The 14,629-nt window shown below is 56.2% G+C and carries 17 protein-coding genes; 6 read left to right on the top strand and 11 right to left on the bottom strand.

Annotated features, from left to right (window positions below; translation table 11 throughout):
- From FGA82_RS26435 to FGA82_RS26410, 6 genes are all read right to left on the bottom strand, one after another.
- Positions 1 to 660, bottom strand: a 660-nt coding sequence (locus FGA82_RS26435) for a phage virion morphogenesis protein (RefSeq protein ID WP_141129373.1), incomplete at its 3' end; no start/stop codon positions are given.
- Positions 647 to 1,099: a phage tail protein gene (locus FGA82_RS26430; protein WP_141129372.1), complete on the bottom strand. Its 453-nt coding sequence runs from the start codon at positions 1,097 to 1,099 to the stop codon at positions 647 to 649. The genes FGA82_RS26435 and FGA82_RS26430, both read right to left, overlap by 14 nt.
- Positions 1,096 to 1,557 (bottom strand): head completion/stabilization protein, encoded by a 462-nt coding sequence (locus tag FGA82_RS26425; RefSeq protein ID WP_141129371.1) that lies wholly within the window; start codon positions 1,555 to 1,557, stop codon positions 1,096 to 1,098. The genes FGA82_RS26430 and FGA82_RS26425 overlap by 4 nt, the downstream gene beginning before the upstream one ends.
- Before the next feature lie 98 nt (positions 1,558 to 1,655).
- A complete protein-coding gene (gene gpM / locus FGA82_RS26420) occupies positions 1,656 to 2,360 on the bottom strand; it encodes a phage terminase small subunit (protein ID WP_141129370.1) in 705 nt (234 codons plus the stop codon).
- On the bottom strand, positions 2,357 to 3,382 hold the full coding sequence (locus FGA82_RS26415; RefSeq protein WP_141129369.1) for a phage major capsid protein, P2 family: 1,026 nt from the start codon (positions 3,380 to 3,382) through the stop codon (positions 2,357 to 2,359). Before FGA82_RS26415 ends, gpM begins: the two co-directional genes overlap by 4 nt.
- Positions 3,383 to 4,309 (bottom strand): GPO family capsid scaffolding protein, encoded by a 927-nt coding sequence (locus tag FGA82_RS26410; RefSeq protein ID WP_141129368.1) that lies wholly within the window; start codon positions 4,307 to 4,309, stop codon positions 3,383 to 3,385.
- Positions 4,310 to 4,470: 161 nt separating this feature from the next.
- Between FGA82_RS26410 and FGA82_RS26405 the strand changes: the two genes are divergently transcribed.
- Genes FGA82_RS26405 through FGA82_RS26395 form a run of 3 tightly spaced genes read left to right on the top strand, consistent with a single transcriptional unit; the run spans position 4,471 to position 7,592 of the window.
- Complete coding sequence (locus FGA82_RS26405; protein ID WP_141129367.1) at positions 4,471 to 6,528, top strand: terminase large subunit domain-containing protein; 2,058 nt, start codon at positions 4,471 to 4,473, stop codon at positions 6,526 to 6,528.
- A complete protein-coding gene (locus FGA82_RS26400; RefSeq protein WP_171057363.1) occupies positions 6,443 to 7,282 on the top strand; it encodes a phage portal protein in 840 nt (279 codons plus the stop codon). Before FGA82_RS26405 ends, FGA82_RS26400 begins: the two co-directional genes overlap by 86 nt.
- Before the next feature lie 52 nt (positions 7,283 to 7,334).
- Positions 7,335 to 7,592: an ogr/Delta-like zinc finger family protein gene (locus tag FGA82_RS26395; protein ID WP_141129365.1), complete on the top strand. Its 258-nt coding sequence runs from the start codon at positions 7,335 to 7,337 to the stop codon at positions 7,590 to 7,592.
- 697 nt (positions 7,593 to 8,289) lie between these two features.
- Here FGA82_RS26395 and FGA82_RS26390 read toward each other — a convergent pair.
- The 5 genes from FGA82_RS26390 to FGA82_RS26365 all read right to left on the bottom strand — a co-directional run bounded on the left by FGA82_RS26390 (position 8,290) and on the right by FGA82_RS26365 (position 12,849).
- Positions 8,290 to 8,532: a hypothetical protein gene (locus FGA82_RS26390; protein WP_141129364.1), complete on the bottom strand. Its 243-nt coding sequence runs from the start codon at positions 8,530 to 8,532 to the stop codon at positions 8,290 to 8,292.
- 340 nt (positions 8,533 to 8,872) lie between these two features.
- Positions 8,873 to 9,124, bottom strand: coding sequence for a hypothetical protein (locus FGA82_RS26380; protein WP_141129362.1), 252 nt, complete (start codon positions 9,122 to 9,124; stop codon positions 8,873 to 8,875).
- 13 nt (positions 9,125 to 9,137) lie between these two features.
- Positions 9,138 to 9,431: a hypothetical protein gene (locus tag FGA82_RS26375; RefSeq protein ID WP_141129361.1), complete on the bottom strand. Its 294-nt coding sequence runs from the start codon at positions 9,429 to 9,431 to the stop codon at positions 9,138 to 9,140.
- A 487-nt stretch (positions 9,432 to 9,918) separates the two neighbouring features.
- On the bottom strand, positions 9,919 to 12,612 hold the full coding sequence (locus FGA82_RS26370) for a toprim domain-containing protein (protein WP_141129374.1): 2,694 nt from the start codon (positions 12,610 to 12,612) through the stop codon (positions 9,919 to 9,921).
- A 9-nt stretch (positions 12,613 to 12,621) separates the two neighbouring features.
- Positions 12,622 to 12,849: a hypothetical protein gene (locus FGA82_RS26365; protein WP_141129360.1), complete on the bottom strand. Its 228-nt coding sequence runs from the start codon at positions 12,847 to 12,849 to the stop codon at positions 12,622 to 12,624.
- 85 nt (positions 12,850 to 12,934) lie between these two features.
- On the opposite strand from FGA82_RS26365, the gene FGA82_RS26360 reads away from it, so the two are divergent.
- The 3 genes from FGA82_RS26360 to FGA82_RS26350 are packed head-to-tail and all read left to right on the top strand — an operon-like array spanning position 12,935 to position 14,488.
- A complete protein-coding gene (locus FGA82_RS26360) occupies positions 12,935 to 13,183 on the top strand; it encodes a helix-turn-helix domain-containing protein (protein ID WP_141129359.1) in 249 nt (82 codons plus the stop codon).
- Entirely contained in the window at positions 13,180 to 13,419 is a 240-nt protein-coding gene (locus FGA82_RS26355; protein WP_141129358.1) for a helix-turn-helix domain-containing protein, read from the top strand. Before FGA82_RS26360 ends, FGA82_RS26355 begins: the two co-directional genes overlap by 4 nt.
- A 4-nt stretch (positions 13,420 to 13,423) precedes the next feature.
- Entirely contained in the window at positions 13,424 to 14,488 is a 1,065-nt protein-coding gene (locus FGA82_RS26350) for a phage integrase (protein ID WP_141129357.1), read from the top strand.
- Positions 14,489 to 14,629: the final 141 nt, after the last annotated feature.

Raw genomic sequence — 14,629 nt, 5'->3', positions numbered from 1 at the left:
TTGCAACACCTGGTTAATCAGGAGATTGGTTTCGCGTTCGGTTTCGGCGCCGATGAACTGGCGTTTCGGCAGCGTGATTTCCCAGCTCTGCGCGCCGGTGCTTTCGCTGCGCTGGTCGTCCAGGATCCGGATCAGCAAACCGGCTTTGGCGTAGTTCACATGCTCTTGAATCCACGCCACCGACGGCCGGGTCAGCGTCTTTTTGCCGGCTTGGCGCACACGAAAGCCCAACCGCCGCAAGCGCTTGGCTTGCTTGTCGGTTGCTGCCAAACCCGGTGGGGTCTTGTTCCATCGACGCATCTGCTGGGCGGTGCGGCGCTCGCTGGCACCGTTGTGCTGCTGCGCGGCGACCCATCGGGTCAGGGCGTTTTTCCAGCCCAGTTCCGCTTCATCAGCGGACACCCGGGTGACCACCATCAATTTGGCCAGGCCGGCTTCCATTTTCTTTTTGCCCTTGCTGTCGCCCTTGCGTGGGGCGAAGGGCGTGCCGTCCACGTTCTTCTGCTCGCGCACGCGCTTGCGGCTCATCGTCCGTACGCGCTTGGTGACCTGGTTCAGCAAGCGGCGGCGCATTTGCGGCGGTAGACTCAGCAATGCCAGCTGTTCGCGCACGCCCAAGCGACCGCGAATGTCGAGTTCGAACGTGCTACGGCCGGCCATCGGTGGCCACCTCGCCGCGCTCTGCAACCCACAGATCAAACGGGACAAAAGCCCAGGTCTTGCCGAAGGCGTCGATCTCGCCGGCGGGGTCTTCGGCCAGATACTGCGGCTCGACAAACTCCAGCGTGATTTCCACGTCGAACAGATCGTTATCCAGCGGCTCTACAAGGAATTCCGGCGCAGGCAGTTCATGGTGGTCGCGGTTGGAGTCGTGGTTTTCCAGCCAGCTCCCAACCAGAGCCATCAGCCGCGCCGGATGGTCGGCGAAACGCTCCAGGACAATCACGGCGCGATAGTGCATATCGGCGAAGTGCATGCCGTCGACGTCGGGTTTCCAGATCAGCGATAGCTTGACCTGCTCCGTCCAGCTGTCGAGTTGTTCAGGCTCGACCAGGCGGCGTTCCAACAGATACGCGGTCAGTCCTTGCAGCTTGGTCATAGCAGAGCCGCCGTTATACGGCCACGGCCTTGCAGAACCCGGATGGCTTGCTGGCTGAACTCCAGAAAGGTTTCGCCGCGCTCGGGCAATTCCTTGCCGATGTTTTCGGCGCTTTCGCGACGGTTCACGGTGGCGAATTGGGTCAGTAGGCTGGCTTTTGCACGGCAGTAAACGGCGCGCTTGTACGTCGCAGCGTGAAATGTGCGTTCAGGCAGGACCGTAGGGTCGGCCGTTTCCACGTTGGTGACACCGACGTTCTGCCAGTCGCTTTTGCGCTTGGTCAGATCGCGGTTTACCTCAATCATTGCGGTCTTTAAGTCGGTGACCAGCATGTCTACCAGGTACTCCGCCGGCAGGCGGTAGCCCTTCTGAAACTCGGACACGGAGAGGTTCGGCCAAAAGCCGTCGTTCTCGATGGCCTGTTCCACAAAGGTCGTGGGTTTCCCGGAAAAGCTCATTACTGGGCACTCAAATAGGGCGGGGAAACTGTTTCTCATGGGGCGGGCCATAAATGGCCGACTCACGTCCACAGTTCCCCGCAGGGGGGGTAGTCGGGTTATTCGGAGGCGCTTTGAGCCTGTTGTTTTTCCAGCGCCTTGCGAGCGCCTTTCAGGCGCGTTCCCACGCCAATTTCGGAATGCAGTTCTTGGGCACGCTCAAAGTGGCGGACGGCGGTTTCCCATTCCTTGGCGTCGATAGCGCGGATGCCGAGCAACTTGTGATAGCGCGCCGGGATTTGTGCCGGCAGATCCCATTCACCATCCACGAACGGCAACATGTCGCTCAGGTATGGATCGGGGCTGCGCCCGCACTTTTGTTCGTTCTCGGCCCAGTCGATCACTGCGTCACCCACGAACGTCGGCACGTCACGCTTGAATCCGTCGGGCATTGCCTGGCCTTGCTGGATAGCGAACATGGCGACCTGCAAGCCCAACTCGAACTGCTCGGTATCGAAGAGCCAGACCAGGACATGCACTAACACCGGGTTCGGGTGATTCAGTCCTGAGTCGCGGTAGCGCTCGACGTACTCCATGTACTTGGGCAGCAACTCGTCACGCTTAATCAAGCGGCGGGTTTCGTGGTTGTTGATGTTGCTGAGTCGCTCCAGATCAACGGCCAGCGCGCTTTCCATCAGCTTGAGGTGCTTCTGCGCATTGGCTGGACTGGCCAGAGCCGTGCTGGAGCTGTATGGCTCCGCACGGGTCACCGTGCCCGGACCCTCCGCGAGAACACGCCGCTTGTGGGCAAGGGCGATACTCACGGCAGCAGCTCCAGATTGCTGGCTTCGATCGCCGCGAACTTTTCCAGTTGCTCGATCACATAGCCCTCATTGCGGCCGTTGTAATCCTCAACGCGAGAGCGTTTTGGGTTTTCGATCAGATGGCGTCGCCAGCTGCTGTCCTGAAAGTAAATCGACAGGTTGTCCCAACTGGTGACGACGACGCCGGTGGATGGAAAGTGAGGGATCACGAAGGAGGGCAAACCGCCGTAGGTGTCGATCACCTGAGCGTTCTCGATGCGCTCTTTTTCGGTCGGCGTGTCACCTTGCTTGGCGTACAGCTTGCCCTTGTCATTGGCCAGCAGATCGCTGCCGATGATTGCGATCAGGTCGCCAGCATCGCGGAAAACCGGATCGATCATCTGTTTGACGTCATGCACCAGGGCGTCAAGGTTGGCGTAGTCGCCACCGGCGCCGAGTGTGATCTTCCCGGCGGTCTTGCCTTCCTTCAGCACCTGAGCAGGGATCTGCTCTCGGGCCAACTGCAGCCAGCCTTTGTTGACGTCTTGCAGCATTGGATGAGCCGCAAGGTCGGTCTGTGCCGCCGCTTCGACGCCATGCCAGCCGATCATGATGCGATCCAGCGCGATCTGGCGTTGCACCGCCGCGCCGTAACGCTCTGCAAAGTCCGGGAACTTGGCCCAGCTGTCGATCTTCGCGAATGGCAAACCTACGTCGGATTCAGTGTGGTACAGCTCGTAATCCAAGCCGGACACATCGCTGAAGTCCTTGGCTTCGCGGTCTTTGGTTTTGGTGTTGGTGCGGCTGGACACCGGGCCGGTCACGCCAAGCATGACCTTTTGACCCTTAATTTCATTGACAGGAACGACGTTGATGCGACTGAGAAAGTCGGATTTTTCGGTGATTTTGTCGTTCAGCTCTTGGGCAATGCTCGGTTCTACCGCGAACTGTCGAGACACGTCATGGACGTTGTACGACTCGGCCATGTCGTCCTGCAGAAGCGCGAACTGTTCCTGGGCGTGACTGCTGAGAGAGGCGCCCATTTACAAGGTTCTCCGTTTCTGGCTTTGGGTCGCGCCGGTGGTGCGCGGCACGTTGCGGCCCTTCGGCGTATCCAGTAGCGCGGTGAATTTTTTGTCCAGGTTGGCTACGGCCTTGGCCAACGCCAGGTTGCCGGTCGCGCCCTTGCGGCGACGGGAGTACTCGCGCTCTTCTTCAGCGGTGTCGAGAATGTCCTGCACGGAGGTGCCGACCGCGTCGATTTGGTCCTGGTCTGCTTCAACTTCAGCCGTGTCTGGCTCGATCAAGGTTTGAATGCCGGCAGCGACGAGCAACAGCTGTTCGACCAGTGCGGCCAGCGCTTTGGCTTGGGCTTCATCCATTGGGGTTTGGCTCTCTGATTGGGGGTTCGGGGTTGCTGGGGGTTCTTCGATGCCGAAGCGTTTGAACAGTCCGGAGAACATCGAAAGGAGTTTTTGCAGCTCGCCCTTGGGTTCAGATTCGTCAAATGAACCCAGCGGGAGGGCGGCGCTGTAATAAACGGTGGGGTAGGCCTGTTTGCGGGAGAAATACAGCTCTTGGGTGCCAGTGCTGGCAGGGGAGTCGGTCACAGCCAGACCGGTCAAATAGGCTTTGCCTTTGCCACGGAAGTTAGGAGTGATCTCGATGCTGGTGAACAGCTTCTGGCCCTGGTCGTTCAGCCACAACAATTGATCGTTGGGCTTGAGTTGGACCTCCAACGCGACTTGGCCAGGTTCCAGATCCTCGTCATCTTCCACCAGGCGCACCGCGTAGACCGTCCCGTGGGATCCATAACCACGTTCGTGTTCGCACCAGATCACTGCCGTGTAAAAAGAAGGCTTGTAGGTCTCGGCGATGTCGCGCAGTTCTTGGGGCAGAATCTCGCGGTTATCAGCGGTGGTGCCGCTGGTGGCGACACGTTTCCAGAAAGAAACAAGGGAACGGGGCATTGGCGTTTCTGCGCTCAATCGGTGATTTGAGCCGCCACGATAGGGAGCCGACGACCACCAAACAAACGCTTTGCTTTTGCTTTCCTCCTATTTTCACGATCTAGAAGATTTGCGGAATTTAACACCGCGTTTTCAGTGTTTTCGCCGCATAGACTGCGGACATGCTCTATTCAATCGAAGTCAAAGAAGCCGCAAAACGTCTCTATTTGCGTCGGTGCAAGCCGAAAGAGATTCAGGCCCAGCTCAAGCTGCCGAATATCCGGATCGTCTATTACTGGATCGCCAAGGGCGGCTGGGACGAGATGCTTTCGGATGAAGAACCGCTGACAGCGGTCAGCCGGCGTCTGACGTTGATCCTTGAAAAACAGACCACGCTGACCAAAGGTGAGTTGGACGAACTGGACCGACTGACCACCGTACGCGATCGACTGTTGAAACAGTCCACCAAACCGACGCCGGCGATCTCAGGTGAAGCGCCCGCACACGACCAAGGTGATCGCCAAGACAGGCGCCGGGAGCGTGGGGACAGAGGCGGTAAAAAGCGCGAAAAGAAAGTGAAGAACGACGTCTCCGGTCTGACCGAAGTCGACTTCCTGGATAAGTTCATCAGCAAGATGTACGGCTATCAAAAGGAATTGTTTGAAGCCAAACAGAACCCGCTGACACGCCGGATCCGCAACATTCTGAAGAGTCGGCAAGTAGGTTTGACCTACTATTTCGCTGGCGAAGCGTTCATGGACGCGGTGCTGACCGGGGACAATCAAATGTTCTTGTCGGCCAGCCGATCGCAATCCGAGATTTTCCGTAGCTACATCATCCAGTTCGCCCAGCAGTGGTTCGGATTGGAGCTGACCGGCAATCCTATTGTGTTGAGCAACGGTGCCGAACTGCGGTTTCTCAGCACCAACAGCAGCACTGCCCAGGGGCACCACGGTCACGTCTACATCGACGAGTATTTCTGGATTCGCGACTTCGAAAAACTCAGCACTGTGGCCAGTGCTATGGGCACGCATAAGAAGTGGCGCAAGACGTATTTCTCTACTCCGAGCGCAGTAACGCATCAGGCCTATCCGTTCTGGACTGGTGAGACTTTCCGCAACAGCAAGCGCAAGGCTGCGAAGAATCCATGGCCAAGCGAAAAGGAAATTGCCGCCGGCGCGCTGTGCCCCGATGGCCAGTGGCGCAAGATCATCACCATTGAGGACGCAATCGCCGGTGGTTGCGATCTGTTCGATCTGGAGCAATTGCAGCTTGAGTACGACGCGGACAAGTTCCAGCAGCTGTTCTACTGCAAATTCATCGACAGCACCCAAGGAGTATTCGCACTGGCCGATCTGGAGCGGTGCTACTCGGATCTGTCGTTGTGGACGGACTTCGAACCCGAGGACGATCGCCCCTACGGAAACAGTCCGGTATGGATCGGCTACGACCCGAGTCGAACGCGAGACGACGCGACCTGTGTTGTCCTAGCTCCACCGTTAGAGCCTGGCGCCAAGTTCCGGATACTGGAAAAACACAGCTGGCGTGGGCATTCGTTCACCTTCCAGGCAGCGCAAATCAAAAAGCTCACGGAGCGTTTCAACGTCCAGCACATCGGCATCGATACCACCGGTATCGGCTACGGGGTGTTTGACCTGGTGCGCGACTTCTACCCGCGTGCGACCTCAATTCACTACAGCCTTGAAACCAAAAATAGCCTGGTACTGAAAGCCCAGGACACCATTCAAGGCAGTCGAATCGAATGGGACGCTGGTTGGAACGACATCGCGCAGGCCTTCTTGACCATCAAGCGCGGTGCGACCAGCAGCGGCCAGATCACCTATAGCGCCTCCCGCACCGACGCGACAGGCCACGCGGACATTGCCTGGGCAATCATGCACGCGCTGGCCCACGAACCACTCAACACCAACAAGCAGCGCCGAAGCTCCTACACACTCAGCGGAACAGGTACACATGGGCAAGCGAAGAAACCAGCAAACCGTCAATCCACCACGCGGGCGAGCGCGGGCCTTTTCGTTCGGCGCTCCCGAGCAGGTGCTGACCGAAAACATCGGGCAATACCTGGGCACGTTTGCCAGCCACGACGGCCGTATTTACACGCCGCCGGTGTCACGCCAAGGACTGGCGAAGCTGTTGCGCGCCAACGCGCACCACGGCGCCATTCCGGGTTTCAAGCGCAACCTGCTGTTGCGAGAGTTCGTTCCCTCGGCGGGGTGTAGCATCCGCACTATGAGCCGTGCAGGGCTGGATTTTATGGTGTTCGGCGAGTCCTATTTCCTGAAGAACCGTAACGTGTTCGGCGAAGTCCTGGAAATGGAACACCTGGCAGCGATCAACATGCGCGTAAAAGTAGACGGCGGCTTTGTGATGCTGCTGCCGGACGGAAAGGAAGTGGAATTCGACCAGGAAGACGTCGAGCATGTGATGAATTACGACGTGGAGCAGGACGTCTACGGCATTCCCGATTACCTGGGCGGTATGCAGGCATTGTTGCTCAATGAGGCCGCGACCCTTTTCCGCCGGCGCTATTACAGCAACGGTGCCCACGCGGGTTATATCTTCTACACCAACGATCCGAACTTGACCGAAGACGACGAAAACGAGCTGCGCGCGCAGATCAGTGCGAGCAAGGGTGTGGGTAACTTCAGGTCGATGTTCGTGAACATCCCGGGCGGTACCGAAAAGGCGATTCAAATCATCCCCGTGGGGGACTTCCAGGCGAAAGATGAGTTGGAGAAGGTGAAGAACATCACCCGTAACGACGTGATTGCCGCGTGGCGGATGAACCCCGCGCTGGCGGGGATCATTCCGGAGAACAGCGGAGGGTTCGGCGACATTGAAAAGATTGATCGGGTTTACACCAACAATGAGATTCGACCGATCTGTCAGTTGTTCGACCAGTTGAATGATTCACTGCGGCCTGATCGGCGTATCGGATGGCGTGAACCTATTGAGTCAGGCGCAGCGGCTTGAAGTTGCTTCACGTAGAATAGTGTACGTACGTACACCATCGGGGAGGGGGGCAATGCGGATCATTTGTAGGGATTGTGCGGGTAAGGCTCGGATTGATTCACGCGAAAACATGAATGTGGAATATGCGAAGCTGTACTGCCAGTGCCTCAACCCACGTTGCGGGCATACATTCGTAATGAACCTTACCTATTCACACCCCTTGCGTCCTTCGGCCCAATCGGTCGACCAGTTGATTTTCGACCGACTACGTGAAATGCCGCCTGCTCAGCAGCGTCAGTTATTCGATCAGCTTAGTTCGCTACCTCTCTGATTAAACACTTCTCCCAGTTCTCTAGAACATTCCAGTAGTCGGCCGTGACTCCAAGTCATGGTCGCTACCACACCGCCGCTTTCCTCTTCGCTCAGTGGTCTAGCCCCGACTGACACGCTCAATGACATTAATACTTTTGCGACCTCTTCGATGATGTCTCTTGTGTGAATAATAGTTCGCTCGTCCATTTCTATGGCTCCATGCTGGGCGGGTCAGATGTCGGGCACTTTACGTATTTAAAAATTAGATTGTCAAATAATATTTTAAACGGATTCAACGTCGTCTTAGTTCCCTATAAACCCAAGCTACACCGTGGGTTTGCGTCTGTGAAGCCCTCGTTTTTTGGTGCTTTGGTGACATTGTGCTTTGTGGGAATTTCATTAATGACTGCATGAATTTATACTTTCATGCGTACGTAAGTATCTACGTACATAAGCATTGCACTGTTCATTTGTAGGTGTTTTTTAGTTGTTGAGGTCTTGCGAAGGTTTTGTATAGCTAAACTATTGCTCGGTTCTTTTGATGTTTGGCTTTTTGTGTTGTTGGTCTTAGTTGGGTTTGTTTGCATGAAATTATGGTTTCATGTATGTCAAGGAGTAATCGTGCGCAGAACTTTCTTTTGTTTTCAGGCACAAAAAAGGGCGCCGAAGCGCCCAGGTGAATCAGAGTATCAGTGCAATTTTAGCCGCTAAAATTATTACGGCTTATTGCGGGGCGTCGTAAGCGTGACTACGCCGTAACGCCGATGTCCGTGCGGATCTTCGAACGCGGCGACCACCAAGCCCGCCGGCAATGGAATACGCGCCATTCCGTTCCCGGTGTTGTGGTGGAGTAGGGCGGTGGCCTCAACTAGGTGAAAGTCGGCGGGCAACTCCATCTGTTTGCGGGCGTCGTTGTACTGCGCCTCACTGACTGCTACAAACTGACCGTCGATCAGCATGGGCTAACTCCTTTCTGTTGTACTGCTATTGGTTTGGCGAGCAGTCGAGCGACCACGTCAGCATCGCGATCGGACAGATCGCCCAGGGTTTGAGCCATTTCGGCCAGGCTTTCGAGACGCTGCCGAGCGTCTGGCGTTTTGTGTACCAGGTAGCCGATCAAGGCCGCTCCAATTATCGCCGTCGCCAACAAAGGGCGAGGGGGCATGAACGTGCTGCTGCGCTGGCCGGGCGGTGTGATAGCCTTGCTACCGCTGCTACTTGGGTGCTGTGCTTGCATGGTGTTGCTCCTCTTGTGGTGGTTGGTGTCGGGGAGGTGCGAACTCCTCGACACCGTCTCTCTCACGCCTGCCGCAATTGGCTTGCCGTGAATACCGGGCGTTGTTCACAGCGCACTTCAAACAATCCCAGGTCATGCCCGTCAACGTCGCGCATATGCACGACTGTGACGAACGTCGGCGTGTCCTCCGGGTGATCCCTCCAATGTGCGGCCGCTGCCAGCTCGGCCAGATCTTCCGGTGAGCGCTGGTCGACGTAGCTGCTCGGTAATGGCAGCTCGCCGGGCAGGGTGTTGGCTACGAAGCGAATAATCATTGCTACCCCCTCCTTACGCTTGGCGCACCAGGTGAACCACAAAGTCAGATGGGATTCCGGAGTGAATGCCCTGGGCTTGCAGATTCATCGCGGCTTTGATCTGGAACTGGGTGCAGTCGTCGGCCAGGAATTGCTTGGCCCCGGCCATTGCTTTCTCTGCGATCAGGTTCACGAAGTACGGGGTAGTCCACTGTTGGACGAAGAGGATTGGCGCCTCGATCCCCTGCTTTTGCAGTTCAGCTTGAATGGCGCGTAACCGGGTGGTTTTGCCCGTGGCTTGGCCGCCGGTGATGACTTGTACTTGCATGGTGTCGCTCCTTCTTTATGAGCCTGGGTCTCTTGATCCAGGAGGGTGAGTCGAGTCCGCCAGTAAAAAACGCGTGCAAGACCGCTCGGAGTCCGGAACATCCGGAACATTTAAAAAGTGATTGGCTGTAACCCTTGATTTACGGGGCCTGTAGCTGAGCGAAAATGTTCCGGTACTACCGGAACATTCCGGAACACGTTTTTTTGTGAATCGGCTGTAAGCCTTGTGTTGTAAGGGCTACAGCCGTGTTCCGGTAAAAACGCTGACCGGAACATTGCCGGAACATGCCGGAACACAATCCGTTCCGGTGTGTTCCGGAATGTTCCAGTGCGACCGGAACATTTTTTTGTAAGTAAATGACTGTATTTATTGATGTTTATATCTATTGAATAGAAATGTTCCGGATGTTCCGGACAAACAAGGGGACTTCGCACAAAAGCCAAGCTCTTACCCATGCACACCCGATACACCTGCTGACCCATACGTTTCATGAGGCCTCCCCCCGCTTGCTGAAGAACCACAGCCACAGAGAACGCTTCTCCAGTCGTGACCGTGCTTTACGCGTCTCAATGAATTTGTGGGTGCTGCTGGCGGCCAATGCACGGCGCAACTGGGTGTCAGGAATGACGTCTTGGCCAGCCTTTCTACAGGCCTGCTGGAAATGCTCGATGTTGATGCCGATGAGTTCTTTGTCGATGCTGTGGTTGAGCGTTTCGCGGATCTCTTCACGTTCGCCTTCGGCATCGATGATGGTCACCACGTCTTCATTCAAGTAGTGATAGATCTGCCAGAACTTGGCGGCGGTCGGGTTCTCCGATCGGCAGCGCTGTTGGCGATCGATGGCGCGGGCCTCCAGATGCTTAGCCAGGCTTTCTGTGTCTCTGTCCGTCCAGGTGGGAAACAGCGCTTGGGTTGCGTAGGCCGCTGCAAGGACTTGCGCGAAGCTCTGGACGATCCGCGCTTCCGTCAGGGCGTTGATGGACTGAAGACGTTTCTCATAGCGCGGGAATGCCTCGAAGTAGCGTTCCAACCATTGCTTTTCGAAAGCCAGTACACGGCGCAGGAAGCCGCCCAGCTCCTTGGCTTTCATGATCTTCAACCGATCGGCCATCGGCTTTAGGGCCAGCGAGTGGTGATCCTTGGTGCAGTGCATATGCACGATGCGCGAAAGAATGGCCTCGGAGCCGTCCACGGTTTCGTTCTGTGAGATGGCCAAGGCACCGCGCCAGATGCTGGTGCGCGTCTCGTTACCGGTAGTCTTCGCGCCGGTTACACGTACAGGGGCGTGATAGTCATACAGCGTCTTCATTTCATCCCAGGCGAACTGCACCGTCACCGAACGGCCCTGAGCATCGGTGTAAGTCCGATCGGATTCGATCAGGACAACCGGTAAGTTGCTGACTTCGGAAAGGGCGCGTGAAAGGCCCACGGCGCTGGCACCGGTGCCACTGGGTTTGATCCCTTCCATATTGTCGCGACCGATCAGGCGCCACAGGAATCGCAGTAGGGTGGACTTGCCCGCGCCAGGTTCGCCGGTCAGCTCGAGGAAAGGGAACGACGCCTGCTGAACGCCAATCTGTTGAACGAACAGCGACGCTGTCCACCACGACAATGCCGCAAGGCCATTCAGGCTATGAACTGCCAGGAAGTCGGGAAACCACTCCGGATCAAAGTCGGTACCGCGTTCGAACTTTGTGTTTACCAGGGCGGTTTTCACCCCGGCGCCTTGGACTTCGATGAAGCCGTGACTGTTGACCTGCAGCTCTCTACCGCCATGAAATCCGAACTGGGGATAGCAGTAGGTGCCTGAGTCTTCGTCGTAGCCAATGAACGGCAGGCTGCGAACAGTGCGCACCGGACGCCGCTCATCGTTCAGCCATTTGGCTTTGAGCATCGCCAGCTCACGAGCGCCGCCCTCAAAGTTTCCGCCTGGCGTGAAGTCGAGCATTGCCCGAACGAAACCACGCGGCTCTGCAATGGCGCTCGATGGTAGTGGTGCCTGAACGCTCCGACTGCGATCGGGAAAACGGAAGTCGAAGTAGTAGCGTTGCTCGCCGGTGATGATGTCTTTTTCGAGGTAATCCAGGCTGGGGATGCAGTTGGAGATTTGCGCTATCTTCACATTGCGGGAAAAGATCTCGCGGTTGCCGTCCACCTTGTCTTCGCCCAGATCCTTGCTCAGGTCTGCTTGATTGACCCGGGCCGAATACAGTTGGTTACGAAACTCCAGCAGATAGAACCCTGCTGGCCGGCGCAGGTACAGCAAGTAGGCAAGTTTGTTTGTACTTTCAGCGGTGAACAGCCGGCCGCGATAACAAGCGTCGTCCAGAAATTTGTCGTCCAGTTCACCATCCCGGTATACATCATCCCAATCGCGTTCACCGGCGAGAGCAACCCAGGCTATTTCCGTCATGCCGCGCAGCATCTTCAGATACTTGGGAATGTATTTGTGACCGGCTTTGTCGTCATCAAGGCCGATGACCCATGTCACAAGCTTGCCTTTATTCGCTTCCACGATCGCCCAAGGGAAGTTCACGCAACTGATCGATGCGATCGCCTTTTTGCCGGCCAGGTGTAGCGCGATCGCGTGGAAGATCCCTTCCACGACGTAGACCCGATCGCTCTTTTCAATGGTTTGCCCTGGTGGCGTCCAGCCGCTGTTCTGGTAAGACATTTCGAACTTGATGCCGGCTTTGTCGCCTTTGTTGGCGGCAACCATGCTCTCGTCGATGATCCTTTCCCAATAACCATTGCACAGCGGAAAACGCACGGTATCGGCCCAAACGCCCGACTTCATCTTGCGTTTAGCTTGGGTGTACCAGCCGACGAGTTTGGCTACATCAAAACCGCGGTTGCGCTTTAGATAGGCGTCTGCCGTGGCATTGGGATTGGCTTCAGTAGCCGGGAAACGCTCGCTCAAGTTTTCGAAAAGGTAGCTGTAACGCTCCCGTGTGTTCTGTTCGAACTGGCACTCGTTATCGCGGTTGCACTTCAACCGATAGGGCTTTTCTCTACTGATGAATAGCTTTTGCTGACCGCAGTTAGGACAAGTGCCTTTCTGTAGGTACTTGTCACTGACGTCCTTGAAGTCCAGCTCTCTATCGTTCTCCAGCGCCTTGACGACGTCAGTCTGATAGATCTCTTCGAATTGATCGGAGGTAATGCGTGTTCTTGCGTTCATCACCGGGCCTTAGCGCTTGGAAGAGGTCGGTTTGGCAGACACGCGTTCGGCTTGTTCTGCTGCTTCCATGGCCAGGGCGACCATATTGATCAGCAGAGCTTCTTTGGATCCCTCGGCCTTGGCACGGATAAGGATTCGGCCGCGCTCGATGTCGTTACGGATCGCACGTTCGGATTGTCCCGACCGACGCGCAAGCTCCCGAACTGTTGTGTAGGGCGTGTCTATGGTGATCTGCATTTGATAAGCTCCTTCGTCATATGTGCAGTAAAAGTACACATATGAGGATATTAAGTACTCAAATGAGCAAGGTCAAGGGGCGCACATGGAACTCGGGCAAAAGCTCAAGGAAATTCGTTTAACCGAGCGGCTGACTCAGTCGGAAATCTGTGAAGTGACAGGGATCAAGCTTGGGACATGGAAGGGCTACGAATACGGGGCACGGAAGGAGGTGAGTTCAGGCGAGTTGCTGAAAATCACCACCCATCCTCGGTTCATGAAATACGCGCTCTGGCTGGTGACGGATCAGACGGCACCTGACTGTGGCCAGATAAGCCCAGTGATCGGTCAGTGAACCTCGGTGAAAAGCTGCGCCTTATACGTACTCGGGAGCGGCTTACCCAGTCTGAGATGTGTGAGCTTTCAGGTATCGGGATCAACACCTGGAAAGGGTATGAGTACGGGAGAAGTAAGACAGTCGCGTCGTCGGAGCTTCTGAAAATTACTCAGCACCCTCAGTTCACCAAATACACGATGTGGCTGATGACCGGCCAAACCATCCCGGAGGCAGGGCAGATCAGCCCTGTGTAAACCCGTGCCGATAAAGAAACTACCGGATGGCCGCTACGAGGTTGATTGTCGCCCCGATGGCAGCTACGGCTATCGAACCCGCAGAATTTTCCCTACCAAAAACGAAGCGACCCATTACCACAGTAAGGTTATGGGAGAGGCTGCGTCGGGGCGGGTTGCCAAACCTGCCAAGCACGACGCCAGAAGCATGCTTGAGCTGGTTAATCGCTGGTACGTCGTCCATGGGCAAAACCTGAAGACCGGCAAACAGCGTCTGGCGCTTTTGATCAGCATGGTCAATCGAATGGGGAACCCGAAGGCGCACAAGTTTACGTCTGCTCACTTTGCGCAGTACCGCGCCGAGCGCGCAGAAGGTAAGCACTCCAGGACTACACCAGGCGCTGGCTACTCAAAGGGCGATGCGGATCCGAAGCCCGTCAGCGCGAATATGCTGAATCATGAGCTGACGTACCTACGTGCTGTCTTCAACGAACTGGCCAGGCTGGGCGAGTGGGACGCCGACAACCCGTTGGACAAGGTGCGCAAACTCAAGTTTGACGAAACAGAGATGGCCTACCTGCTGGCGGATCAAATTAAGGTGCTGTTGAGTGACCTGGCTACACGGGATTCAAACGCCGGGCTGATCGCTGAGGTGTGTCTGGCCACCGGTGCCAGGTGGGGCGAAGCGGAAGCGCTTCAACCGCGCCAGGTGCGAAATCAGATGGTGCATTACAGCCGCACGAAATCCAGCAAGAACCGGTCTGTGCCAATCTCGAAACGGCTTGAGGAACGATTGAAAGCCGCGCTGCCGTTCAGACCTTGCGCCATCACCTTTCGGCGTAGTGTTGAGGCGACCGGATTAGAGCTACCCGATGGGCAGATGACGCACGTCCTGCGACACACCTTCGCATCCCATTACATGATGAACGGCGGGGATATCCTGACGCTTCAAAAGGTGCTTGGGCATGCGACGTTGGCCATGACTCAAAAGTACGCTCACTTCAGCCCTGGACACTTGGCCGAGGTCGTCAATCTGAATCCAATGGCCAGCCTCATGGAGGCGAAATCGGCAGTCGTTGAGGTGGCGTAAACGTCCGTCCAAAACTGAAATTGGACGAATTTTGGACGGAACGCATTTTGTGCAATTCATCTGACCGACTTTTTCAGATGTCAGAAACGACGAAAGCCACGTAATACGTGGCTTTCAAAGTGGTGGGCCCACACGGACTTG

The organism is Pseudomonas fluorescens (assembly GCF_005938625.1).
Lineage (GTDB): Bacteria > Pseudomonadota > Gammaproteobacteria > Pseudomonadales > Pseudomonadaceae > Aquipseudomonas > Aquipseudomonas fluorescens_BD.
This window is presented reverse-complemented; position numbering and strand designations above follow the sequence as displayed.